We start from the raw sequence: 24,244 nt of genomic DNA, 5'->3' as shown, positions 1-24,244 counted from the left end.
CCCGGCGGGACCGGCCTGGAGGCTCGGGGGACTCGTCCTCCACAGGTCGCCTGATCGGGTCAACACCCCACACATCGAGTCCCGGCCCGCTTCGGCGGCCGGGGCTCGATCACGATCGGTGGCATGAACGACACCATCACCGTCTGCGGCATCGTCGCGACCGAGCCCCGCCACCTCGTCACCGAGACCGGCATCGCCATCACGAGCATGCGTCTCGCATCGCCGTCCCGACGCTGGGACCGCGCCAACTCCACCTGGACCAACGGTCCGACCAACTGGTTCACCGTCACCGCGTTCCGCTCACTCGCCGCGAACGTCCACAAGTCGCTGAAGAAGGGCGACCGGATCATCGTGACGGGCCGGGTGCGCATCCGCACCTGGGAACGCGACGGCCGCGGCGGGACCTCGATCGAGATCGACGCCGAGGGCCTCGGTCACGACCTGGCCTGGGGGATCAGCAACTGGATCCGGGTCCCGCGGCACACGTCCGAGGCATCGGCGGCACCCGGCAGTGGCCCGCGGGTGAATCCCTCCACCGGGGAAGTGGAGGGATCGGACTCGGGCCCGGACGACATGGCCGACGGCGCCATGGCCAGCGGCGCCATGGCCGGCGACGACATGGCCGGGGACGTCCCCGGCGACGACGTCCCCGGCGGCGACGCCCGCGCCGACGGTGAGCCGCACCACGACGAGTTGCCGGAAGCCGCTGCAGCGGCAGCAGCCACCGCCGCCCTGCACCGGGACGACGCGCATGCCGGCTCCGTCCCGCCCGCCGACCTCCACGCGGCATGAGCACCGAACGAGCCCGCGACGCGGCGCTGAGCGGACAGGCCACCGCGGCCGGTAGTCTGGTCCGCTGAGTCGCTCGACGAACAGGATTGGGTTTTCACGTTTTGGCTGAGTACATCTACCAGATGGTCCGCGCCCGCAAGGCGGTCGGCGACAAGCTGATCCTCGACGACGTCACGATGTCGTTCCTCCCCGGCGCGAAGATCGGCGTCGTCGGACCGAACGGCGCCGGGAAGTCGACGATCCTCAAGATCATGGCGGGGCTCGACACGCCCTCCAACGGTGAGGCGAAGCTCACGCCCGGCTTCACCGTCGGCATCCTCATGCAGGAGCCCGAGCTCGACGAGTCCAAGACGGTCCTCGAGAACGTGCAGGAAGGCGTCGGCCCGATCAAGGGCAAGCTCGACCGCTTCAACGAGATCTCCGCGCTGATGGCCGAGCCGGACGCCGACTTCGACGCGCTCCTGGCCGAGATGGGCACCCTGCAGGAGGAGATCGACGCCGCTGACGCGTGGGACCTCGACTCGCAGCTCGAGCAGGCCATGGCCGCGCTCCAGTGCCCCCCGGGGGACGAGCTCGTGACCCACCTGTCCGGTGGTGAGAAGCGTCGCGTGGCGCTCTGCAAGCTCCTGCTCCAGAAGCCGGACCTGCTGCTCCTCGACGAGCCCACCAACCACCTCGACGCCGAGAGCGTGCAGTGGCTCGAGCAGCACCTGCAGCAGTACCACGGTGCCGTCCTGGCCGTGACCCACGACCGGTACTTCCTGGACCACGTCGCCCAGTGGATCGCCGAGGTCGACCGCGGTCGTCTCTACCCGTACGAGGGCAACTACTCGACCTACCTCGAGAAGAAGCGCGCCCGACTCGACGTCCAGGGCAAGAAGGACGCGAAGCTCGCGAAGCGCCTGTCCTCGGAGCTCGACTGGGTGCGCAGCAACACGAAGGGCCGTCAGGCCAAGTCCAAGGCCCGTCTCGCCCGCTACGAGGAGATGGTGACGGAGGCCGAGCGCACGCGGAAGCTCGACTTCGAGGAGATCGTGATCCCGGTCGGCCCCCGACTCGGCTCGCAGGTCATCGACGCCGAGAAGCTGCACAAGCAGTTCGGCGAGCGCGTCATCATCGACGACCTCTCGTTCACGCTGCCCCGCAACGGCATCGTCGGCGTCATCGGCCCGAACGGCGTCGGCAAGACGACCCTGTTCAAGACGATCGTCGGTCTCGAGCCCCTCGACGGCGGGACGCTGAAGATCGGTGAGACGGTCGACATCTCCTACGTCGACCAGAGCCGCGGTGGCATCGACCCGAACAAGAACCTGTGGGAGGTCGTGTCCGACGGGCTCGACTACATCCAGGTCGGCAAGACCGAGATCCCGTCGCGTGCCTACGTGTCGCAGTTCGGGTTCAAGGGCCCGGACCAGCAGAAGCGTGCCGGCATCCTCTCGGGTGGTGAGCGCAACCGACTGAACCTCGCGCTGACGCTCAAGCAGGGCGGCAACCTCCTGCTCCTCGACGAGCCGACCAACGACCTGGACGTCGAGACCCTCGGCAGCCTCGAGAACGCACTCCTCGAGTACCCCGGTTGCGCCGTGGTGATCACGCACGACCGGTGGTTCCTCGACCGCATCGCGACCCACATCCTGGCGTGGGAAGGCCTCAACGAGGACGGCACGCCGAACTGGTACTGGTTCGAGGGCAACTTCGAGGCCTACGAGGAGAACAAGATCGAGCGTCTCGGCGCGGAGGCCGCCAAGCCCGGCCGCGCGACGTACCGCAAGCTCACGCGGGACTGATCCGTGGCGAGGCTGCACGCGCCGGTCCGCATCCGCTGGAGTGACATCGACGCCTACGGGCACGTGAACAACTCAGCGATGCTGCGTCTGCTCGAGGAAGCCCGCGTGCTCGCGTTCTGGGCGCCGGACCCCGACGAGGTCGACGAGTCGGGGTCCGCGCCGGAGCCGATCATCGACGGCCGCCCGGGTTCGGGCACGATGACGGTGATCGCTGCGCAGCGGCTGGAGTACCTCGCGTCGACGCCGTACTTCCGTCGGCCGCTCGACATCCAGCTGTGGATCGGGCGGATCGGCGGAGCGAGTCTCGACATCTCGTACGAGGTCTGGTCGCCGGCGGGGCATGAGCCTGCCGAGCTGTACACCCGTGCGACGACGGCGCTCGTGATGGTGGACGCGACCACCAACCGCCCACGTCGGCTCACCCCGGCCGAGCGAGCGGCGTGCGAGCCGTTCGTCGAGGACCCGGTGGTCTTCTCGCGTCCGTAGGCGCGGGTACAGCCATCAGTGCGGGATCCGCATCATCCCCTCCTGCGCGACGCTGGCCAGCAGGCGTCCGTCGCGCGAGAACATCCGCCCGAACGCGAGTCCCCGGCCGCCCTGCGCGCTCGGGGACTCCTGCGTGTACAGGATCCACTCGTCGGCGCGCCCGTCCCGGTGCCACCACATCGCGTGGTCGAGGCTCGCGCTCTTCACGCCGGGCGTTCCCCACGCGACCCCGTGCCGGCGCATGATCGGCTCGAGGATCGACAGGTCGCTCGCGTAGGCCAGGACCGCCCGGTGCAGCGCCGGGTCCTCCGGCAGCTCGCCCTGCACCCGGAACCACACGGCCTGGTGGGGCAGGTGCTCGCCCTGCACATCGACGAAGACCGGGCCCTCGACGTGCCGGAGGTCGATCGACCGTTCGGCCCATGCCCGTGCGACCGGGTGGTCGATCGCGGACAGGATCGACGCGGCGGACGGCAGCGACTCCGGCGACGGGGTGTCGACCGGGAAGGCGTCCTGGTGCTCGACGCCCTCGTCCTCGGTCTGGAACGACGCGATCATCGAGAAGATCGGCACGCCGTTCTGGTACGCCTGCGCCCGACGTGCGGCGAACGAACGGCCGTCGTGGATGCGCTCGACACCGAACGTGATCGGCGTCTCGATGTCGCCCGGTCGCAGGAAGTACCCGTGGACCGAGTGGATGGCGCGGTCCTCGATGGTGGCCTGCGCCGCGACGATGCACTGCGCGAGGACCTGGCCGCCGAAGACCCGGCCGCCGGGAGACCAGTGGCTCGCCCCGGTCAGGATCGTCTCGCGCGTCGAGGCGCCAGTGTCCTCGAGTCGCAGGGTCCGCAGGAAGTCCGGTTCACCGTTCGCCACCCCCGCAGTCTACGAACGACCGTGGCGCGCCGCGCGGACCCCGTGCTGACAGCGCGTCCCGGTAGGATCGGCATCGACATGAGCACCTCGTTCACGCTGCCCGACGCCGCCTCCCTGGGGGACCTCCGCACGTACCTCGGACGTGCTGCCCGCGTCGAGGACGGCTCCGTCCGCCTCATCGCCGACTCCGGGGTGCTCGCCGTCTACACGGCGATCATGTACCCGATCGGCCTGCTCGACGAGCTGCCGACCGTCCTCGGCCTGCGCACCTTCTCGCTGACCCAACCGGCCTCCATCGACGCCGTGGTCCCGCTGGCGTCGTTCCAGGAGCGACTCCGGATCCTCGCCGACGCGCAGGACGCCGAGCACGCCGAGGGAGCGGACCCCACCCGCGCGACCCCGATCGAGGTGGAACTCCCGCACGAGGTCCACACGGTCACCTGGGCAGCGATCTCGCCCCCGCGCGGTGGGTGGATCCCGCTGCCCGACATCTCGGCCGAGCTCCTGCGCCGCGCGGCGAAGGCCGGCATCGCCGAGGTCGCCGACGCGGTCCCGACGAACGCCGGTGAGGCGATCGTCCGCAAGGTCCGGTCCGAGGTCTGGGGTGCACCCATCCCGGGCATCGAGCACGTACCGGCCGGCGCCGGCTTCGCGGGGGAGAGCCTCGGGTTCCTCGGGCACGACCCGGTCCGGCTGTTCGAGACCGGTCCGTGGAGCCGCCTGACCACCTCGCGCGGGCACGTCCTGGTGAAGCGGCGCGCCTGGACCCTGGCGTCCTAGCCCCGCAGCACGGAGCGCTCGGCCAGCCCCCCGGTGCCAGGCTGGCCGCATGCACGTCTTCCTGACCGGCGCGTCCGGCTACATCGGCTCCTCCGTCCTCCGTGCCCTCGTCGCCCGGGGGCACGACGTCACCGCGATCGTGCGTTCCGACCAGAAGGCCCAGGCGGTCCGTGACGCCGGCGGTCGTGCCCTCGTCGAGGACGTCACCGACACCGAGGTCGTCGAGCGCCTCGCGCACGAGACCGACGCGGTCGTGCACACCGCGAGCGCGAAGGACGTCGACCCGGCGTTCGTCGCCACGGTGCTCGGCGCGCTCGAGGGCACGCCGAAGCCCTTCGTGCACACCGGTGGCATCTTCACGTTCGGCAACTCGACCGACATCTCCGAGCAGTCCCCGGCGTCACCGCCCGCGATGACGTCGTGGCGCGGTGCGAACGAGGCCGCCGTCCGGGCGAGCTCGGTGCGCACCACGATCGTCGCTCCGGGCATCGTGTACGGACTCGGTGCCGGCATCCCGGCGATGTTCGTCGGCGACGGCGAGCACGAGGTCCGCCTGGTCGGGGACGGCTCGCAGCGCTGGGCGACGGTGCACACGGAGGACCTCGGCGAGCTGTACGCGCTCGCCGTCGAGCGTGGCGAGCAGGACGGCTACGTCCTCGCGGCGACCGGCGACAACCCGACGGTGCGGGAGATCGCGGCCGCAGCGGCGCACGGCTCCCCGGTGGTCTCAGAGAGTGTCGACGACTCGCGTGCGCGGCTCGGCACCGAGTACGCGGACGCGCTCCTCATGCACCAGGAGTGCTCGGGCGCACATGCGCGTGCCGCGTACGGCTGGCAGCCCTCCCGCCCGAGCCTGCTCGAGGACCTGGCCACCGGTTCGTACGCGCGCTGACGCACCGCACTCCCTCCGAGACGCCGCGTCCTCCTCGAGACGCCGCAGGATTCCGGCGGCGTCTCGAGCACAGTGCGGCGTCTCGAGCACAGTGCGGCGTCTCGGTGCCGGAGCGGCGTCTCGAGCACAGCGCGGTGCCGTGGACACCACCGGAGCGACCGTCAGTCGAACGCGTTGGTCATCGCGTGGGCCGCGCGGTCGAGGTACGCCCACAGCTCCGCCTCGTCGAGCGGGGCGAGCCCGAGCGACTCGACTGCGTCGCGCATGTGGTGCAGCCATCGCTCCCGTGCCTCTGCGGTGATGCGGAACGGCATGTGCCGCATGCGCAGTCGAGGGTGGCCGCGTTCCTCGCTGTACGTGCCCGGTCCGCCCCAGTACTGCTGCAGGAAGAGCGACAGGCGGGAGATCGCACCCTCGAGGTCGTCCTGCGGGTACATCGGCCAGATGACGTCGTCGGTCTGGACGCCGTCATAGAAGCGGCGGACCAGGCGGTCGAAGGTCGGGGCGCCGCCGATGCGCTCGAACAGCGAGCCCGTCGCGGCGGCCCCGCCCATCCCCACCCGGAGCGTGATCGGCTGTGCGGGCACGCCGCCGGGGGCTGGAACGTCGGTCATCGGTCGTCCTTCCGGGGCTCGGTCCGGTCGGTGTCGATCGGCTGCCCGTACACGTTGGTCTTCTTGCCGCGCCGGGGCTTCGTCGGCGCCGGCGTCGGCTGGGTCCGCACGGTGCGCAGTCCGTTGATCGAGGTCGCGTTCTCCCAGCCCGCCGGCATGATCATCGCCATCGCGGGGAGGGTCACACCGATCTCGTCCACGGCGTGCTTCAGACGGACGCGGAGTTCGCGGCCGACGACGTCGAGCTCGGCCGCCCGGGTCTTCACGACCAGGCGGAACACCATGCCGGTGTCGGAGATCGACTGCAGGCCCCAGATCTCCGGCTTCTCGACGATCCGCTGGCGCCAGCGGGGCTCCTGGGACATCCGGACGGCCGCGGCGAGCAGGGCGTCCTGCACGGCGTCGATGTCCGTGTCGTACGGGACCGTGATGTCGACCAGGACCCGGGACCAGCCCTGCGAGAGGTTGCCGACGCGCAGGATCTGCCCGTTCGGCACGAACCACAGGATGCCGTTGACGTCGCGGATCTGCATGACCCGCAGCCCGACGTTCTCGACGACGCCGGTGGCCTGTCCGGTGTCGATGACGTCACCGACGCCGGCCTGGTCCTCGAGGATCATGAAGATGCCGGAGAGCAGGTCCTTCACGATCGACTGCGCGCCGACGGCCAGACCCGCTGCTACGAGCGAAGCGCCGCCGACGATGCCGACCGCCGCGTTCGGGATGACCTGCGGGATGATGATGACGAGCGCGATCACGACGACGATCACGGTCGCGAGGTTCTCCAGCACGCTGCCGAGGGTCCTGGTGCGCTGGACGACGCGGGCGGTCTGGACCGGCGAGGCGATGAGCGCCTGGGTGTCCGTCGCGCCCTGGCGCTTCTTCACGCCGTTGACGACGCGGTCCACGATGCCCTTGATCGAGTGCCGGAGGATCACCCGGAGGATGATCGCCGCCAGGACCGTGATGACGATCACGATCGGGACGTGCCAGGTCTCCACGAACTGGGTGAACGCGTTCGAGATGAGCTTCGAGGTGTCGTCTGCAGCGGAGGTCATATGCGGTCGATGCTAAAGGGCGGGGCCTCGGCGCTCCTGGGGGAACGCCAAGGCCCCGCTGATGCGGTTCAGACTCAGGCGTCCGCGGCCTGGACCCGCAGAGCACGCTCGGTGCCGGCGAGGTTCTCGGTCACGATGCGACGGAGCGCCGGGGTCTCCGGGTGCGCTTCGAGCCACGCGGTCGCAGCGTCACGGAGCTCCGCCGAGGCGAGCGGCGCCGGGTAGAGCCCGGTGACGATCGTGTCGGCGATGTGGTAGCTCCGCTCGGCCCAGATGCGGGTGAGCACGTCGAAGTACTTCGCGACGAGGCCCTCGAGCACGACCGGGGAGTTCGCGTGCTGGAAACCGACGGTGGTCTGGCGCACGATGGCGTTCGGCAGCGCGTCGGAGTCGACGAGCGAGGAGAACGCCGCGAGCTTGCCCTCGGCGGTCGGGATCGTCGCACGTGCCCGTGCGGCGGCCTGCTCGCCCGAGGCGGTGCGGTCCGCCGCGAGCTCGGCGTCGACCTCGGCGTCACCAGCGGCGCCCGCGAGCACGAGGCCCTCGAGCAGCTCCCAGCGCAGGTCGGTGTCGATCTCGAGCCCGCTCAGCGTGACCGAGCCGTCACGGAGCCCGGACAGCGTCGCGACGTGCTCCGGCGTCGAGGCGATCTGCGCGAAGAACTTCACGAACTGGAACTGTGCATCCGAGCCGGCCTCGGCCGAGGCCGCGAGCTGCCAGAGCGTCTCGCCCACGGTGCGGATCGCCGCGTCGGCCTTCGCCGGTGCGACGTAGTTCCGTGCGGTGAGGAGCAGCTGCGAGAGCGTCGTGCGGATCGTCGTCGACTCGGTCTCGGTCGCGATGTTGCCCAGCACCAGCCGGACGTAGTCGCTGGCGGCGGACTCGGCGTCGCGGGTGGCATCCCACATCGCGCCCCACACGATCGAGCGGGCGAGCGGGTTCGCGATCGCGGCGAGGTGCTCGATGGCGGTGCGGCGGGACCGCTCGTCGAGACGGATCTTGGCGTACGCCAGGTCGTCGTCGTTGAGCAGCACGAGGTCGCCGCGGTGCTGACCCACGAGCTCGGGGACCTCGGTGCGGGGACCGTCCACGTCGATCTCGACGCGGTGGATGCGCTCGAGCTTGCCACCGGCGGACGCAGTGTCGGCGCCGAACGGTGCCTCGGCGTCCTGCTGGAACGCGTACACGCCGATCGCCAGGCGGTGCGGGCGGAGCGTCGGGTGGTCCGCAGGGGCTTCCTGCAGCACGGCGAACGAGGTGATCACGCCGGACTCGTCGACCTGGATCTCCGGGCGCAGCGTGTTGACGCCGGCGGTCTCGAGCCAGAGCTTCGACCACTCGCCGAGTTCACGGCCGCTCGTGGCCTCGAGCTCGACGAGCAGGTCCTTCAGCTCGGTGTTCCCGTGGTGGTGCTTCTTGAAGTACGCGGAGACACCGGCGAAGAACGCGTCGATGCCGACCCAGGCCACGAGCTGCTTCAGGACGGAACCGCCCTTGGCGTACGTGATGCCGTCGAAGTTGACCTGCACGTCCTCGAGGTCGTTGATCGTCGCGACGATCGGGTGCGTCGAGGGGAGCTGGTCCTGGCGGTACGCCCAGGACTTCTCCATCGCCTGGAACGTCGTCCACGCCTCGGTCCACTCGGTGGCCTCTGCCGTGGCGATCGTCGACGCCCACTCGGCGAACGACTCGTTCAGCCAGAGGTCGTTCCACCACTTCATCGTGACGAGGTCGCCGAACCACATGTGCGCGAGCTCGTGCAGGATCGTGACGACCCGGCGCTCCTTGATGGCGTCCGTGACCTTGGACCGGAACACGTAGGTCTCGGTGAAGGTCACCGCGCCGGCGTTCTCCATCGCACCCGCGTTGAACTCGGGCACGAACAGCTGGTCGTACTTCTCGAAGGGGTACGGGACGTCGAACTTGTCCTCGTAGTAGGTGAAGCCCTTGCGCGTGATGTCGAACACGTACTCGGGGTCGAGGTACCCGGCGAGCGACTTGCGCGCGAAGATCCCGAGGGGGATGGTGCGGCCGTCGCTCGAGGTCAGCTCGCTGCGGACCACCTCGTACGGGCCGGCGACGAGCGCGGTGATGTAGCTCGAGATCCGCGTGGTCGGCGGGAACGCCCACGTGGCGATCTCGCCGTCGACGCGGGGTTCGGGCGTGGGGGAGTTCGAGACGACCTGCCAGCGCGACGGTGCGGTGACGGTGAAGGTGAACTCGGCCTTGAGGTCGGGCTGCTCGAACACCGCGAACATCCGGCGGGAGTCGGGCACCTCGAACTGGGAGTACAGGTAGACCTCGTCGTCAACGGGGTCCACGAAGCGGTGCAGGCCCTCACCGGTGTTCGTGTAGAGCGCGTCGGCCACGACCACGAGCTCGTTCTGCGCCTGCAGGTCGGCGAGCTGGATGCGGACGCCGTCGTTCACGGCCGCGACGTCGAGCGCGGTGCCGTTCAGCTCGACGGAGTGCACGGCCTTCGTGATCGCGTCGATGAAGGTCGACGCACCGGGCGTCGCGGTGAAGCGCACCCGGGTGGTGCTGCCGAACGACTCGGCCCCACGGGTGAGGTCGAGCTCGACGTCGTACGACTGCACGTCGACGATCGCGGCACGTTCCTGGGCTTCGATACGGGTGAGGTTCTCTCCTGGCACGGACGCTCCATGGTTGCTGGCGCGGACGGTCGATGTCCGCGCATCGGTGTTCCCGCGAGGCGTCGTGCACCGGCGGGACGTGTGAGAGCCAGCCTAGCGAGCGCGCGTACGCTCGCACCGTGACCGAGACGACTGTGGACGACGCGAACCAGACCGCCACCCCTGTGGAGTTCTGGTTCGACCCGAACTGCCCGTGGGCCTGGATGACGAGCCGCTGGGTCGGCGAGGTCGAGGCGCAGCGACCCCTCGACGTGACCTGGAAGGTGATGAGCCTCTTCGTCCTCAACGAGGACCAGGACGTCCCGCCGGAGTACAAGGACCGCCTGGCCGCCGGCCAGATCTACCCGCGCCTGGTCACCGCGGCGAAGCTCCGCCTCGGCGACGGCGTCGTGAAGCCGCTCTACGACGCCCTCGGCGAGCACATCCACCACCGCCAGGAGAAGAACCCGGACGAGGTCGTCCCCGCCGTCCTCGCCGAGCTCGGCCTGGACGCCGACCTCGCGGAGTACGCGTGGAGCGACGAGGTCGACGCCGCCACGCGCGAGAGCCACCGCGACGGCATCGAGCGGGTCGGCCAGGACGTCGGGACGCCGGTCATCGCCGTCGAGGGCACCGCGTTCTTCGGCCCGGTGATCTCGCCGGCCCCGAAGGGGCAGCAGGCGCTCGACCTCTGGGACGGCGTCGTCGCCGCCGCCCGGTACCCGGGCTTCTTCGAGCTGAAGCGATCGCGCACGGTCGGCCCGGTCTTCGACACCGTCGACTGACGGGAGGCCCGGCGCCCGTCCGGCAGACCCCCTGCGGAAGCGGCAACGAGCCCGCAGCGACCCGCGTCCCTGGCCCAGGCCCCGCCGCGGTCAGTCCAGCGGCAACCGCATCAGCGTCAAGTCGAGCCACCGGTCGAACTTCCGCCCGACCTCGGGCAACACCGCGACGACCTCGAACCCGAGCCGCTCGTGCAGCGCGATCGACCCCGTGTTGGCGCTGCAGATGCCCGCCATCATCACGTGCAGGTCCTGCGTCCTGGCGTGCTCCACCAGTGCCCGCATGAGCACCGACGCGATCCCGCGCCCCCGGAACGCCGGCACCACGTACACGCTGTGCTCCACCGTGTGCCGGTACCCCGGGTGCGACCGGAACGGGCCGTACGTCACGTAGCCGGCGACGACCCCGTCGACCTCGGCGACGTACACGGGCAGGCCGGCGGCGCGGCGGTCGGCGAGCCACGTGTCGAACCACGCGCGGGGGTTCGGGACGTCCTGCCAGATCGCGGTGGTGTGCAGCACCGCGTCGACGTGCAGCCCGTGCACGACGTCGAGGTCGCCCGGCTCGCAGTCGCGCACGAGCACGTCCGGCTCGGAGGACCGACCATTCGTCGCATATGCTGTCGCCATGTCTCAGATCGTAGACGATGAGCGGCTGCTCGGCGAACGGCTCCAGTCACTGCGCACCGAGCGCGGGTGGAGCCTCACCGAGCTCGCCGAGGAGTCCGGCGTCTCCCGCGCGATGATCAACCGCGTCGAGCGTGGCGTCTCGAGCCCCACGGCGACGATCCTCGGGCGACTCTCCGGAGCGTTCGGGATGACCATCTCGCAACTGCTCGACGAGGGGCCGGCCGGCCACCAGGAGCCGGGCACCCCCGAGGACGCGACCGGCGTGCAGCGCGGCGCGACCGCAGACCACTGGACCGACCCCGAGACCGGGTACCGCCGCCGTCCCGTGTCGAGCGCGGACTTCCCCGTGGACGTGACCGAGGTCAGCCTCCCGGCCGGCCGTTCCGTGACCTACCCGGCGTCCGCGTACGCGTTCCTGCGCCACTGCATCTGGGTGGTCCAGGGCGAGCTGGAGCTCGTCGTCGGCGGGGAACCCGTCGCGCTCGCCGCGGGGGACCGCATCGAGCTGGGGGACCCGGCCGAGGTGACCTACCGGAACCCCGGGACCGAGGACTGCCGCTACGTCGTCATCGTGGCGAGGGGGACCCGCGGCCGGGAATAGGATCGGAGCCATGCGCATCCACCTCGGAACGGACCACGCCGGCCTCGAGTTCAGCAAGACCCTCGCCGACCACCTGACCGATGCCGGTCACCAGGTCATCGACCACGGTCCGACCGAGTACGACGCGCTCGACGACTACCCCTCGTTCTGCATCAACGCCGCGCACGCCGTCGTGCAGGACCAGCTGGCCGGCGTCGAGGCGCTCGGCGTCGTGTTCGGCGGTTCGGGCAACGGCGAGCAGATCGCCGCGAACAAGGTCACCGGCGTCCGGGCGGCGCTGGTGTGGAACGAGTCCACCGCGCTCCTCGCCCGCCAGCACAACGACGCGAACGTCATCTCGATCGGTGCCCGTCAGCACACCGAGGCCGAGGTCATCGACTTCGTCGACCTGTTCATCGCCGAGCCGTTCTCCGGCGAAGAGCGCCACGCCCGCCGCATCGCGCAGCTCGCCGAGTACGAGCAGACCGGGCTGATCGCCGGCAAGCAGATCGACGCGTAAGGCACGACGAGTACACAGGTCCCATGCCCGAGGGTCACTCCGTCCACCGCATCGCCAACCAGTTCACCCGGCACTTCGTCGGCAAACGCTGCGAGGTGTCGAGTCCCCAGGGCCGGTTCGCCGCCGGGGCCGCACAGCTCGACGGCAAGCGCGTGATCGCTGCCCGTGCGGTCGGCAAGCAGATGTTCCTCGAGTTCGAGGGCGACCTGTTCCTCCGCGTCCACCTCGGGCTGTACGGGGCGTGGGACTTCGCGGGCGACCTGTCGACCGACGCCGCGCTCGCGTCGGACCAGGACGGTGAGCTGTCGCTCAGCTCGATCGGCGCACCACGCCTGGCGCGGTACCGGATGGCCGAGCAGGAGAAGGTCGAGGACCCGATCGAGGCCTTCCCGCCGGACCCCGTCGGCCAGGTGCGCGTTCGGCTCCTCACCGAGGACACCGTCGCCGACCTCCGCGGCCCGACCGCGTGCGTGGTGGAGACCCCGGCCGAGGTGCAGCAGGCCCTCGACAAGCTCGGCCCCGACCCGATCAACGACGACGGCCCCGAGGCCGAGAAGATCTTCGTGGACAACGTCCGGAAGCGGAACGTCGCCATCGGTCAGCTGCTCATGGACCAGGCCGTGGTGAGCGGCATCGGCAACATCTACCGTGCCGAGTTGCTGTTCCGGCAGCGCATCGATCCGTACAAGGTCGGCAAGAAGATCACCGTCAAGCAGGCGAAGGCGCTCTGGGCGGACTGGTCCAAGCTGCTGCACGACGGCGTCCGGGACGGCCTGATGATGACGATGGACGGCCTGTCCGAGGCGGACCACCGCAAGGCCCAGAAGTCCCGGAAGGACCGCCACTGGGTGTACCACCGCCAGGGCGAGCCCTGCCGGGTGTGCGGCACGGAGATCCGGATGGCGGACATGGCCGGCCGCAAGCTGTACTGGTGCCCGAAGGACCAGAAGTGAGCGCGCCCTACACGTCCCGGTAGGTCCACCGTCCGGCGACGGCGGTCGCCAGCACCGGCATCGAACGGAGCGCGTCTGACGACGCCGTCAGCGGGTCGGCCGCGACGAGCACCAGGTCGGCGACGTCCCCGACCGACACCCCGACCCGGCCGTCCGTCGAGCCCGTCCACGCCGCCAGCGCGGTGAGCCGCTCGGCCGGGTGCCACGGCGCCCGGCCGTCCCGGTCCCGCCCGACGGCCGCGGCGAGGGACACCCACGGGTCGAGGGGCGCCACCGGGGCGTCCGACCCGAGGAGCACGCGGGCACCGGCCCGGACGAGCGACGCGAACGCGAACGCCCGGTCGGTGCTGCCCGCCCAGTAGCGGTCGGCGATGTCCCGGTCGTCCATGGCGTGCTCCGGCTGCACGGACGCGGCGACGCCGAGCCGGGCGAACCGGTCGAAGTCGCTCGCGACGAGCAGTTGCGCGTGCTCGATGGTCCCGCGGGCGCCGACGGCCTCGAAGACGTCGAGCGCCAGGGTGTTCGCCCGGTCGCCGATCGCGTGGATCGCCGGGGTCAGCCCGGCGAGGACGGCCCGTCTGGTGATCGCGACGAGGTCCTCGAATGGCCACGCGAGCACGCCGGAGCCGTCCGTGAGCGCCGCCGTCCTGGTGCCGAGCGACCCGTCGGTGACCACCTTGAACGGCCCCATCGTGAGCAGCCCCCTGGTGCCGTCGACGACGTCCCCGGTGCGGAGTCCGCGGTCGATCGCGGCGTCGAGCTCCGCCGGGTACACGCCGGAGGACACCCGGAGGGCGTCCGTGCCGCCGTGGATCCGGCGGACCCAGCGGTCCAGTCCGAAGCGCATCTCCAGGTCGACGACGCTCCCGAGTCCGCGCGCGGCGGCGGCCTCGACCGCGTCCGCGACGTACCCGTCGAGCACCGCGTCCGGGACCTGGGACAGCGCACCGGTCACGTCGAACGCGTCCTGCTCGCGGAGGACGCCGTCCTCGCCCGCCGCGAGCGGCCGGCCGAGGGCCTCGGAGAAGTGCGTGAGGGCGAGCGCGTTGCACCAGACGGCGTGCAGGTCGCCGCTGATGACGACCGTCGGGAGGCCCGGCGCGGCTCCGTCGAGCAGCGCACCTCGTGCGGGGCGGGGCCACATCCCGTCGCGGTACCCGTGGCCGATCAGGACCGGGTCCGAGACCCCGGTCCGCGCGACCTCGGCGAGCACGGCCGCCGTGGCCTCGGCGGAGTCGCACGCGGACACGTCGACCCGGCGTCGGACGAGCGCCCACTGGTCGAAGTGGGTGTGGTGGTCACGGAGGGCCGGGCCGAGCCAGGCCCCGTCGGCCTCGACGACGTCGGTGTCCGGACCCGAGGCGTCGAGCGTGCCGGCCGGCGCGACCTCGACGACGAGACCGTCGCGGACCAGGACGTCCGCGGGAGCGCCGGCGGTGCCGACCCGCCGGACGGTGCGCAGCAGGACCTCGGTCACGCGTGACCACCGCCCCGGACCCGCTCCATCTCGTCGGCGAGCGCCGGGGACGCGTACGGGCCGTCCCCGCGGAGCCCCGCGATGACGTCGTCCACCACCTCGGGTGCCTTGTTCTGGGACAGCTTCGCGCGGGCGTCGAACCGGGTGACCCGGATGCGGATCCCCACGGTGCCCTTCGCGATCCGCCTGGCGGTCTCCTCGTCGACGTCGAGCGACACCGGCTCGGGCATCACCTGCTCGAAGTGGTCGACGAGTTCGCCGAGGACGCGGAAGTTCTCCTCGTCGGAGAGGATCTCCGGCGTACCCCACAGGTGCGCGGTGACGTGGTTCCACGTCGGCACGAACTGTGACGCCGGGTACCAGGCGGGGGAGACGTAGCCGTGCGGCCCCTGCACGATGACGAGCACCTCGTGCTGGCCGAGTTCGTGCGCGAGCTCGTCGGGCCGGCCGACGTGCGAGACCAGGACGATCTCGTCCGGGGCGGACGACTCGAGCAGGAACGGGTAGTGCGACGCGACGATCCCGGACGCGGTGTGCGACACGATCGTGGCCCACGGGTTGCCGCGCACGAGGCGCTGGACCTCGGCGACCTCGGTCATCAGGAAGTGGGGCGTGTGTCGCATGCAGGTCAGCGTGGCACAGGTCCCCCGCCGAGCGCGACGGCTGTCGTTTCCCTAGTGTTTCGGAACGGTAAATGTTTCAGAGCGCATTGAAAGAACTGTTGCTTCCGAGCGCAGGGCGGGCCTAGCTTCACTTCTCAACGACGACCCGAGGAGAGATCATGCGACGCAGGACGATGGCCGCGTTGGCCGCAGCGGCCACGCTGGCACTGGTGGCGACGGGGTGTTCCTCGAGCGGGAACGCCGACTCCGCCTCCGGTTCGGGCAGCACGCTGGTGTACGCCACCGGGGAGCCCGACCACCTCACGCCCGGCCGCCAGACGGTCGCGTTCGACCAGGTGATGAGCCTGTTCGCCCCGCTCACGCAGACCGACGCGAAGGGGAAGCTCCACGACGTCGCCGCGAAGAGCGTCGAGAGCGACGACGCCACCACGTGGACGATCACACTCCGCGACGGCTGGAAGTTCCAGAACGGCGAAGAAGTCACGCCGGAGAGCTACGTGAAGGCGTGGAACTACGTCGCGTACGGCCCGAACGCGTGGGAGAACAGCGGGCAGCTCGCCTCGATCGTCGGCTACTCGGACCTCAACCCGGCGAAGGGCACCCCGACGACGAAGGAGATGTCGGGGCTGAAGGTCACCGGCGACGACACCTTCACGGTCACCCTCACCCACGCGGACAGCCAGTTCCCGCTGCAGCTCAGCCAGGCGCAGACCGCGTTCTACCCGATGCCGTCCGCCGCCTACGACGACATCAAGGCGTACGACAAGAAGCCCATCGGCAACGGCCCGTACGAGATGACGAAGGCCTGGAAGGCGAACCAGGAGTTCACCGTCACCGCGTGGAAGGGCTACGAGGGCACCAAGCCCACGACGACGAACGTCACGTTCCGCAGCTACTCGGACATGAACACCGCGTACACCGACGTCCTCGCCGGGAACGCCGACGTGCTCTTCCTGCCGACCGACAAGATGACCAGTGCGAAGGCGGACTTCGGCGACAAGCTGCACTCCTTCGACGCCCCCGGCATCGACTACATCGGCTTCCCGCTCTGGGACGAGCGCTACTCGAACGCCGACGTGCGTCGCGCGATCTCGATGTCGATCAACCGCGAGCAGGTCAACAAGGCGATCTACGGCGGCCTGTACGAACCCGCCACGGCACTCACCCCGCCGTCGATGTCCGGCACGCAGGAGGGCATCTGCGGTGACGCCTGTGAGTTCGACCCGGCCGCCGCGAAGAAGCTCCTGGCCAGCGCCGGCGGCTTCGACGGCACCATCACGCTCGTCTACCCGGGCGGCATCGGCCTCGACTCGCTGTACGAGGCGTACGCCAACCAGATCCGGCAGAACCTCGGGGTCGACGCCGAGGCGAAGGCCACGACCGACTGGGCCTCGTACTACTCCGAGCTGACCGACAAGAAGATCGAGGGCCCGCACTTCGGCCACTGGGGCGCGCTCTACATCAGCCAGCAGAACACCCTCCGCGCCCTGTTCACCAGCGCCGGCGGCTGCACCGCCTGCACGGGCTACTACCAGGACGACACCGTCGACTCGCTGCTCGCGAAGGCGGACTCGGCCGGGTCGCAGTCCGAGGCGAACGACTACTACAACCAGACGCAGCAGGCCGTGCTCAAGGACTTCCCGATCATCCCGACGTTCTTCGACAAGTACTCCTACGTCACGAGCGACAAGGTGACGAAGCTCCCCGCGGTCGCCGGCAGCCCGGTCATCGCCAAGATCGCCGTGCAGTAAGGGCCGGGGCACCACCGCATGGACAAGGACACCATCCTCCGCCTCGTCACCGAGGTCCCCGACCACGACGGCTTCCCGCTCGTCGACGACCTGCACGCACGGTTCGACGCGCTCGCCGCGGCGCACCCCGACCGGGTCACCGTGACCCGGATCGGGACGAGCCGTCTCGGGGAACCGCTCAACGCCTACCGCGTCGGCTCGGGATCGCACACGGCCGTCATCGTCGGGGGCGTGCACCCGAACGAACCGATCGGCTCCTGGACCGCATTGCACCTCGCCACCACGATGGCCGAGGACCCGGCGACCGCCGCGGAACTCGACACGACGTGGCACATCGTCCCGACGATCGACCCGGACGGCATGCGGCTCAACGAGGCGTGGTTCCACGACCCGCACGACCGGGTGTTCTACTCGCGGCACTTCTACCGGCCGGCCCCGGACAGCCAGGTGGAGTGGACGTTCCCGAACAGCTACAAGTCGGTGTACTTCGACCAGGTGCTGCCGGAGACGCTCGCGTTCATGCGGCTCATCGACGACACCGAGCCGGACCTGCTGGTCTCGCTGCACAACGGCGAGATGGGCGGTGTCTACTACTACCTGTCCGAGGACCTGCCCGACGTGATCGACGTCCTGCACGCGGTACCCGACGCACTCGGGCTGCCGCTCGACACCGGTGAGCCGGAGTCGCCGTTCCTCCGCGAACTCGCCCCGGCGGTGTTCGCGATGGACGGCATCGAGCAGGCCTACGACTACCTCGAGGGGCTCGGCGTCGACCCGGGGGAGCACATCCACGGGGCGTCGAGCGCGTCCTGGGCACTCCGGCACGGCGCGCTGTGCATGGTCGCGGAGCTGCCGTACTGGAGCCACCCGGACGCCGACGACCAGACCCCGACGGACGAGTCGTACGCCGACCTGCTCCGCCGCTGCGCCGACGACCTCGGGGCATCGGGCGCGGAGCTGCAGGAGATCCTCGACCTCGCGTCGCCGATGACCACCATCGAGACCCCCTTCCTCGACGGCTCCCGCGCCTTCGTCCCGATGCTCGTGTCGACGCCGGAGACCGACCGCGCCCGCGCCGACCGGGAACCGCCGCACCGGATGGCCACCGTCGCCGAGCGGTTCGGCTGCGAGGACCTCGTCCGCTGCTTCCGGCTCCGCTACGGCGGCATGCTCCTCCGGGCCATCGAGGCGGAGACGACCGCCGGCACGGCGTCCGCGCCGCTGCGGCGGCTCCGCGACCGGCTGGCCGAGCGCTACGCGCTCTGGCAGGCGGACGCGGTGAGCGATGCGGAGCCGATCCCGGTGGGCAAGCTGGTGGGGGTGCAGTACGGGGCGATCCTCGCCTGCGCGAGCCACGTGGCGGACCCGACCCGGGCCTCCCGTCCGGTGTCCGCGACCATCCCTGGAGGCTCGTGATGCGTCCGGCGCTCGCCGTCGGCCGCCGGATCGGCGGCCTGGCGATCGTGTTCCTCGGCGTGACCTTCCTCATCTACGCGATGACGTTCGCGCTGCCGGGCGACCCGATCCGGGCGCTCGGCGGGGACCGCCCGCTCACCGAGTCGGTGGTGCGAGCGCTCCGCGCCGAGTACCACCTCGACCAGCCGCTCTGGCTGCAGTACGTGCAGTACCTCGGCGGCCTGTTCCGCGGGGACTTCGGCACCGACTTCAACGGCCAGTCCGTCGGGGCGCAGATGGCCTCGCGGTGGCCGGTCACGATCACCCTGGCGCTGACCGCGTGGGCGCTCGAGATCGTGCTCGGCATCGGGCTCGGGGTGCTCTCGGCGCTCAAGCGGGGCACCGTGCTCGACAAGACCGTGCTCGTCGGCACGATCGTCGTCGGGGCGGTCCCGGTGTTCGTGCTCGGTGTCGCCCTGCAGCTCGTGTTCTCCGTCCGGCTGCACTGGTTCCCGGTCGCGGGCGCCACGGCCGGCTGGCCCACCGCCTACGTCCTCCCGGCGTTCGTGATCGCGCTGTTCGGGCTCGCGGCCGTGTCGCGGCTGACCCGCACGTCGATGATCGAGACGCTCGACGCCGACTACGTCCGGACCGCCCGCGCGAAGGGCCTCACGCCCGGCCGGGTCGTCGGCGTGCACGTGATGCGGAACTCGCTCATCCCCACGGCGACGTACCTGGCGACCGACCTCGGGTACCTGATGGGCGGCACCGTCATCATCGAGGGCATCTTCAACCTGCCCGGCGTCGGGAACCTGCTGTTCCAGGGCATCCGCTCGCACGAGGGCGCCGTCGTCGTCGGGATCTCGACCGCCCTCATCCTGGTGTTCCTCGTCACGAGCGTGCTCGTCGACCTGCTGCACGCCGCCCTCGACCCGCGCGTCCGATCGGGAGCCGCCGCATGACCACCTCCGCCATCGCCGCCACCGTCGAACCCGTCGTCGCCGCCCGGCGCCGCCCCCTCGCGGCCGCGGCCAGGACGCCCGGCTTCTGGGTGCCGGCAGCGGTGCTCGTCGTCGTCCTGGCGATCGCCGCGTTCCCGCAGCTCTTCGCGGGGCTGTTCGGACACGGCGACCCGCGCGTGTGCGACCTCGGGCGGAGCGGGGACCCGGCGTCGTCGGGGCACCCGTTCGGCTTCGACCTGCAGGGCTGCGACGTGTACGCGAACGTCGTCTACGGCACGCGGTCCTCGATCTCCGTCGCGGTGCTCACCACGGTGCTCGCCGGCATGGTCGCCCTGGTGGTCGGGACGGTCGCCGGCATGGTCGGCGGCTGGGTCGACGCGGTCCTCGCCCGCCTCACCGACGTGTTCCTCGGGTTCCCGTTCCTCCTCGGCGCGGTCGTCGTGCTCAACAGCGTCGGCGAGCGCTCGGTGCTGACGGTCTCGCTCGTCCTGGCGCTGTTCGGCTGGCCGACGATGGCACGGCTCGTGCGCTCGAGCGTGCGGGGTGTGCGGAACGCCGAGTTCGTGCTCGCCGCCCGCACGATGGGGCTGTCCACGTGGCGGATCACGACCCGGTACGTGCTGCCGTCGTCGGTCTCACCGCTGCTCGTGCTCGCCACGATCACCGTCGGCGGGGTGATCGTGTCGGAGTCCTCGCTGACGTACCTCGGCATCGGGCTGGAGAGCCCGGCGATCTCGTGGGGACTGCAGCTCTCCGCCGCCACCTCCCAGTTCCTGCGGGCCCCGCACATGCTGATCGCCCCGGCGTCGTTCCTCGCCGTGACCGTCCTCGCCGTCATCGCGCTCGGGGACACCCTGCGCGCCGCACTCGACCCGCGCCGACGCTGACGGCAGTCTTGACCCCGTGACCCGTTCTCGAAAGGACACCCTGTGACCGACACCGCCGTCGCCCTCGACGCGTACCGCACGACCCTGCCCTACATCCGCGACTGGGTGGCGTACAAGGTGTGGCAACTGCGGGTGCCCGGCGTCCAGGTCGCGATCGGCTTCCAGGGCGAGGAACTCTTCTCCGAGGCGTGGGGCTACGCCGACGTCGAGGCCGGCCGCCGCCTCACCACGAACGACCTGTTCCGGATCGCATCGCACTCGAAGACGTTCACGTCGACCGCGCTGCTGCTCCTCGCCGAGCGCGGGTCGCTGCGGCTCGACGACACCGTCGGCACGTACGTCCCGGCGCTCGTGGACGGCGGCTCGCCGATCGCGGACGCCACCATCCGGGAGCTCATGGAGATGGGTGCCGGCGTGATCCGCGACGGGCACGACGGTGACTACTGGTCGCTGAAGCGGCCGTTCCCGGACGAGTCCGAACTCCTCGCGCTCGTGCTCGACCGCGGACAGAAGGTCCCGGCCGGGTCCTCGTTCAACTACTCCAACCTCGGGTACTCACTCCTCGGGCTCGTCATCGCGGCCGTCTCCGGGCGGACCTACAACGACTTCGTCCGCCAGGAGATCGTCGAACCCCTCGGCCTCCGGAACACCGGCCCCGACTGGGACCCGTCGCGCGAGGACGACTTCGTGATCGGCTACTCCGGCTTCCACGTGGCACGCACCCGGCAGCGCATCGCCCACGTCGACACCCGGGCGATGGCCGCGGCGACGGGCTTCCACGGCACCGCGTCCGACCTGGTCCGGTACTTCTCCGCCCACGTGCTCGGCCAGGGCGACCTGCTCAGCGACCACTCGAAGCGCCTCGCGCAGCGGAAGTCGTGGAGCGCGACCGAGGAGGACCCCGCAGCCCGCGGCTACGGCGCCGGGTTCATCGTGGACCGCATCGACGGTCGCGAGGTCCGCGGTCACTCCGGCGGCTTCCCCGGACACATCACCCAGTCGCTGTTCGACCCGGCGTCCTCGCTCGTCGTGTCCGTCATGACGAGCTCCGCCGCCGGCCCCGCCACGCTCATCGCCACCGGGATCCTGCACCTGCTCGACGCCGCGGCCGACACCGCGGCACCGGGGGCCGCCGTGACGGACGACGGCGTCGCCGCGAGCTTCACCGGCCGGTACGCGAACCCGTGGGGCGTCACCGACATCGCCCGCGTCGGCGACCGGCTCCTGGCGATCGACCCGTCCGGCCCGGACCCGCTGGAGTCCCCGACGCGCCTCGAGGTCGTCGACGCCGACACCCTCCGGATGACCCACGGCAACCGGTTCGGCTCGGTGGACGAGGACATCGTGTACACCCGCGACGCCGAGGGCGTGGTCACCGGCATCCGGGGCAGCGGCGGGATGAGCGAGGAGCCCTGGTCGATCCCGGAGGAGGCCCCCGAGGTCGCGGCAGGCCTGGCATGAGCACCGCACCGCAGGAGGGGGACGCACGCGACGACCTGCACCTCGAACCGGAACGCCAGGCGTTCGTCGAGGAGTTCGCGATCATGCTCGCCGACGGCGCCGGCATGCCACTCACCGACGCCAGGGTGCTCGGCTACCTGATCATGACCCGTGCCCCGTACTCGTCCTCCGCGGACCTCCAGGCGGCGCTCGGCGCGAGCTCGGGGTCGGTGTCGATGGCCACCAGGCGGCTCGCGGACGCCGGGTTCGTCAAGCGCGTCACGGTCCCAGGAGAGCGGAGCCACTTCTTCCGCGCCGAGACCGACGTGTGGGGCAGCTGGCTCGCCGGGGAGCGGAAGTACCTCGACCGGCAGCGGGACATCATCGCCCGCGGGCTGGCGGTCGTCGAGCAGGACGGCCACACCGCCGCCGGGGACGTCGACGCCGCGGTCCGCGAGCGCCTCCGGAACGGCCGCGACTACATGCAGTGGCTCAACGGCCACCACCGGAAGATGCTCGAGGACTGGGAGGCGTTCAAGGCCGCCCGGGACACGGGCGACGACGCACCAGGGACGGACTGACATGACCGAGCCGCGCGAGCACGTCCTCGTGGTCGACCACCTCACCGTGACGTTCGACGTCGAGGGCCAGCTCGTCCGCGCTGTCGACGACGCCTCCTTCACGGTCGGCCGCGGCGAGGTGGTCGCCGTCGTCGGTGAGTCCGGCTCGGGCAAGAGCATGACGGCCATGACCGCGATGGGCATCGCCCCCGAGGGTGCTCGGGCATCCGGGGCGATCCGGCTCGCCGGCGTCGACGTCCTCACGGCGGGGGAGCAGCACCTCCGCGAGGTCCGCGGCCGCCGCGTCTCGATGATCTTCCAGGACCCCTCCGCGGCGCTCAACCCGGTGTTCACGATCGGGTTCCAGCTCGCCGAGGCCGTCCGACGCGCCGACGGCTCCCTCGACCGCTCGGCCGTCCGGGAACGCTCCCTCGACCTGCTCCGCGCCGTCGAGGTCCCCGAGCCGGAGCGCCGGCTCGGGCAGTACCCGCACGAGCTGTCCGGCGGACAGTGCCAGCGCGTGATGATCGCGATGGCGCTCGCCGCCGACCCGGAGCTCCTCATCGCCGACGAGCCCACGACCGCGCTCGACGTCACCGTCCAGGCCGAGGTCCTCGACGTCCTCCGCGCACTCCGCGAGCGCACCGGCACCGCGATCCTGCTGATCACCCACGACATGGGCGTCGTCGCCGACATCGCCGACCGCGTCGTCGTGATGCGCAGCGGCCAGGTCGTCGAGTCCGGTACGGCGAGCGCCGTCTTCGCGGCGCCGGAGGCCGACTACACCCGCGAACTGCTGGCTGCGGTCCCACGCATGGTCCTGCACGGACCGGAGGCCGGGACCGGCCCCGCCACGCCGCCCCCGTCGACCGTCCTCGACGTCCGGGGCCTCGTGGTCGAGTACGGCGGTGCGCTGCGCCGCCGCTTCCGCGCGGTCGACGACGTGTCGTTCACCGTGGGGCGCGGGGAGATCGTCGGCCTGGTGGGCGAGTCCGGCAGCGGCAAGACGACGATCGGACGGGCAGCCGTCGGGCTCGCCCCGATCACGGCGGGCACGATCGCCGTCGACGGCACGGACGTGTCCGGCGCGAGCCGTGTCGACCGCCGGGCGATGCGCCGCCGGGTCGGGGTGGTGTTCCAGAACCCGTTGCGCTCCCTGAACCCGCGGTACACGGTCGGGCAGACGGTCGCCGAACCGCTGCGCCAGATCCTCCGGCTCTCCGCCACGGAGGCCGGCGAGCGCGTCGAGCGGCTGCTCGCCGACGTCGGGCTCGACGGCGGGTACCGCGAGCGCTTCCCGCACGAACTGTCCGGAGGCCAACGCCAACGCGTTGCCATCGCCCGCGCGGTGGCACTCGACCCGGCGCTCCTCATCGCGGACGAGCCGACGAGCGCCCTCGACGTGTCGGTTCAAGCCCGCGTGCTCGACGTGTTCCGCGAACTCCAGGAGCGCCTGGGCTTCGCGTGCCTCTTCGTCACGCACGACCTCGCCGTCGTGGACACCCTCTGCGACCGGGTCGTCGTCCTGCACGAGGGCCGGGTCGCCGAACAGGGCACCTGCGACGCCATCCTGCGCGCCCCGCAGGACCCGTACACCCGACGCCTCATCCAGGCGGCCCCGGTCCCCGACCCCGAGGAGCAGGCCACCCGCCGCGCCGCACGCCTCGCCACCCGCGCCGCCTGACCTCCCGCGCCGCCTGACCGCCCGCGCAACCCGGACCACCCCGGATCGAGCCTGCGCGACGGCAGACACGATTTCCTCTTCC

Annotated in this window: 23 protein-coding genes; 16 read left to right on the top strand and 7 right to left on the bottom strand. The window is 71.0% G+C overall.

Annotated features, from left to right (window positions below; all coding sequences use genetic code 11):
* Nucleotides 1-123 precede the first annotated feature (123 nt).
* The 3 genes from ACIPJY_RS08505 to ACIPJY_RS08495 all read left to right on the top strand — a co-directional run bounded on the left by ACIPJY_RS08505 (nucleotide 124) and on the right by ACIPJY_RS08495 (nucleotide 3,065).
* Nucleotides 124-792: a single-stranded DNA-binding protein gene (locus ACIPJY_RS08505; RefSeq protein WP_400462904.1), complete on the top strand. Its 669-nt coding sequence runs from the start codon at nucleotides 124-126 to the stop codon at nucleotides 790-792.
* A gap of 101 nt (nucleotides 793-893) precedes the next feature.
* Nucleotides 894-2,579 carry an energy-dependent translational throttle protein EttA gene (gene ettA / locus ACIPJY_RS08500; protein ID WP_400462903.1) on the top strand — a complete coding sequence of 562 codons (1,686 nt, stop codon included), beginning with the start codon at nucleotides 894-896 and terminating at the stop codon, nucleotides 2,577-2,579.
* A gap of 3 nt (nucleotides 2,580-2,582) precedes the next feature.
* Entirely contained in the window at nucleotides 2,583-3,065 is a 483-nt protein-coding gene (locus ACIPJY_RS08495; protein WP_400462900.1) for an acyl-CoA thioesterase, read from the top strand.
* 15 nt (nucleotides 3,066-3,080) lie between these two features.
* On the opposite strand, the gene ACIPJY_RS08490 is transcribed toward ACIPJY_RS08495, so the two are convergent.
* Nucleotides 3,081-3,941, bottom strand: coding sequence for an acyl-CoA thioesterase (locus ACIPJY_RS08490; protein ID WP_400462898.1), 861 nt, complete (start codon nucleotides 3,939-3,941; stop codon nucleotides 3,081-3,083).
* Nucleotides 3,942-4,019: 78 nt separating this feature from the next.
* Between ACIPJY_RS08490 and ACIPJY_RS08485 the strand changes: the two genes are divergently transcribed.
* Together ACIPJY_RS08485 and ACIPJY_RS08480 are read left to right on the top strand one after the other, a co-directional pair.
* Entirely contained in the window at nucleotides 4,020-4,721 is a 702-nt protein-coding gene (locus ACIPJY_RS08485; RefSeq protein WP_400462895.1) for a hypothetical protein, read from the top strand.
* Between the two features lie 49 nt (nucleotides 4,722-4,770).
* Nucleotides 4,771-5,613, top strand: a complete 843-nt coding sequence (locus tag ACIPJY_RS08480) for an NAD(P)H-binding protein (RefSeq protein WP_400462892.1) — start codon at nucleotides 4,771-4,773, stop codon at nucleotides 5,611-5,613.
* A gap of 161 nt (nucleotides 5,614-5,774) precedes the next feature.
* On the opposite strand, the gene ACIPJY_RS08475 is transcribed toward ACIPJY_RS08480, so the two are convergent.
* The 3 genes from ACIPJY_RS08475 to pepN all read right to left on the bottom strand — a co-directional run bounded on the left by ACIPJY_RS08475 (nucleotide 5,775) and on the right by pepN (nucleotide 9,939).
* A complete protein-coding gene (locus tag ACIPJY_RS08475) occupies nucleotides 5,775-6,167 on the bottom strand; it encodes a globin (RefSeq protein ID WP_400463832.1) in 393 nt (130 codons plus the stop codon).
* A 56-nt stretch (nucleotides 6,168-6,223) separates the two neighbouring features.
* Nucleotides 6,224-7,285, bottom strand: a complete 1,062-nt coding sequence (locus tag ACIPJY_RS08470; protein ID WP_400462889.1) for a mechanosensitive ion channel family protein — start codon at nucleotides 7,283-7,285, stop codon at nucleotides 6,224-6,226.
* A 74-nt stretch (nucleotides 7,286-7,359) separates the two neighbouring features.
* A complete protein-coding gene (pepN, locus tag ACIPJY_RS08465; protein WP_400462886.1) occupies nucleotides 7,360-9,939 on the bottom strand; it encodes an aminopeptidase N in 2,580 nt (859 codons plus the stop codon).
* Nucleotides 9,940-10,058: 119 nt separating this feature from the next.
* Between pepN and ACIPJY_RS08460 the strand changes: the two genes are divergently transcribed.
* Nucleotides 10,059-10,703: a DsbA family protein gene (locus ACIPJY_RS08460; protein WP_400462884.1), complete on the top strand. Its 645-nt coding sequence runs from the start codon at nucleotides 10,059-10,061 to the stop codon at nucleotides 10,701-10,703.
* A 90-nt stretch (nucleotides 10,704-10,793) separates the two neighbouring features.
* On the opposite strand, the gene ACIPJY_RS08455 is transcribed toward ACIPJY_RS08460, so the two are convergent.
* Nucleotides 10,794-11,330: a GNAT family N-acetyltransferase gene (locus ACIPJY_RS08455; RefSeq protein WP_400462881.1), complete on the bottom strand. Its 537-nt coding sequence runs from the start codon at nucleotides 11,328-11,330 to the stop codon at nucleotides 10,794-10,796.
* On the opposite strand from ACIPJY_RS08455, the gene ACIPJY_RS08450 reads away from it, so the two are divergent.
* Genes ACIPJY_RS08450 through ACIPJY_RS08440 form a run of 3 tightly spaced genes read left to right on the top strand, consistent with a single transcriptional unit; the run spans nucleotide 11,329 to nucleotide 13,383 of the window.
* A complete protein-coding gene (locus tag ACIPJY_RS08450; RefSeq protein WP_400462878.1) occupies nucleotides 11,329-11,931 on the top strand; it encodes a helix-turn-helix domain-containing protein in 603 nt (200 codons plus the stop codon). The two genes, ACIPJY_RS08455 and ACIPJY_RS08450, sit on opposite strands and share 2 nt — an antisense overlap.
* Before the next feature lie 10 nt (nucleotides 11,932-11,941).
* Nucleotides 11,942-12,430, top strand: coding sequence for a ribose-5-phosphate isomerase (locus tag ACIPJY_RS08445; RefSeq protein WP_400462875.1), 489 nt, complete (start codon nucleotides 11,942-11,944; stop codon nucleotides 12,428-12,430).
* 23 nt (nucleotides 12,431-12,453) lie between these two features.
* Nucleotides 12,454-13,383, top strand: coding sequence for an Fpg/Nei family DNA glycosylase (locus ACIPJY_RS08440; protein WP_400462872.1), 930 nt, complete (start codon nucleotides 12,454-12,456; stop codon nucleotides 13,381-13,383).
* A 7-nt stretch (nucleotides 13,384-13,390) separates the two neighbouring features.
* On the opposite strand, the gene ACIPJY_RS08435 is transcribed toward ACIPJY_RS08440, so the two are convergent.
* Nucleotides 13,391-14,860, bottom strand: a complete 1,470-nt coding sequence (locus ACIPJY_RS08435; RefSeq protein WP_400462869.1) for an amidohydrolase — start codon at nucleotides 14,858-14,860, stop codon at nucleotides 13,391-13,393.
* A complete protein-coding gene (locus ACIPJY_RS08430) occupies nucleotides 14,857-15,483 on the bottom strand; it encodes an FMN-binding negative transcriptional regulator (protein ID WP_400462867.1) in 627 nt (208 codons plus the stop codon). Before ACIPJY_RS08430 ends, ACIPJY_RS08435 begins: the two co-directional genes overlap by 4 nt.
* A gap of 158 nt (nucleotides 15,484-15,641) precedes the next feature.
* On the opposite strand from ACIPJY_RS08430, the gene ACIPJY_RS08425 reads away from it, so the two are divergent.
* Genes ACIPJY_RS08425 through ACIPJY_RS08395 form a run of 7 tightly spaced genes read left to right on the top strand, consistent with a single transcriptional unit; the run spans nucleotide 15,642 to nucleotide 24,162 of the window.
* Nucleotides 15,642-17,234, top strand: a complete 1,593-nt coding sequence (locus ACIPJY_RS08425) for an ABC transporter substrate-binding protein (RefSeq protein WP_400462865.1) — start codon at nucleotides 15,642-15,644, stop codon at nucleotides 17,232-17,234.
* An 18-nt stretch (nucleotides 17,235-17,252) separates the two neighbouring features.
* On the top strand, nucleotides 17,253-18,650 hold the full coding sequence (locus ACIPJY_RS08420) for a M14 family zinc carboxypeptidase (protein ID WP_400462863.1): 1,398 nt from the start codon (nucleotides 17,253-17,255) through the stop codon (nucleotides 18,648-18,650).
* Nucleotides 18,650-19,591, top strand: a complete 942-nt coding sequence (locus ACIPJY_RS08415; RefSeq protein WP_400462861.1) for an ABC transporter permease — start codon at nucleotides 18,650-18,652, stop codon at nucleotides 19,589-19,591. Before ACIPJY_RS08420 ends, ACIPJY_RS08415 begins: the two co-directional genes overlap by 1 nt.
* Nucleotides 19,588-20,478, top strand: coding sequence for an ABC transporter permease (locus ACIPJY_RS08410; protein WP_400462858.1), 891 nt, complete (start codon nucleotides 19,588-19,590; stop codon nucleotides 20,476-20,478). Before ACIPJY_RS08415 ends, ACIPJY_RS08410 begins: the two co-directional genes overlap by 4 nt.
* A 42-nt stretch (nucleotides 20,479-20,520) precedes the next feature.
* On the top strand, nucleotides 20,521-21,939 hold the full coding sequence (locus tag ACIPJY_RS08405; RefSeq protein ID WP_400462855.1) for a serine hydrolase: 1,419 nt from the start codon (nucleotides 20,521-20,523) through the stop codon (nucleotides 21,937-21,939).
* Nucleotides 21,936-22,499 (top strand): GbsR/MarR family transcriptional regulator, encoded by a 564-nt coding sequence (locus ACIPJY_RS08400; protein ID WP_400462853.1) that lies wholly within the window; start codon nucleotides 21,936-21,938, stop codon nucleotides 22,497-22,499. The genes ACIPJY_RS08405 and ACIPJY_RS08400 overlap by 4 nt, the downstream gene beginning before the upstream one ends.
* A 1-nt stretch (nucleotide 22,500) precedes the next feature.
* Nucleotides 22,501-24,162: a dipeptide ABC transporter ATP-binding protein gene (locus ACIPJY_RS08395; protein ID WP_400462850.1), complete on the top strand. Its 1,662-nt coding sequence runs from the start codon at nucleotides 22,501-22,503 to the stop codon at nucleotides 24,160-24,162.
* The last annotated feature ends 82 nt before the right edge of the window (nucleotides 24,163-24,244 follow it).

Source organism: Curtobacterium sp. NPDC090223 (genome assembly GCF_044746585.1).
GTDB lineage: Bacteria > Actinomycetota > Actinomycetes > Actinomycetales > Microbacteriaceae > Curtobacterium.
The sequence above is the reverse complement of the archived record's forward strand: the minus strand, read 5'-3'. Positions and strand labels throughout refer to the sequence as shown.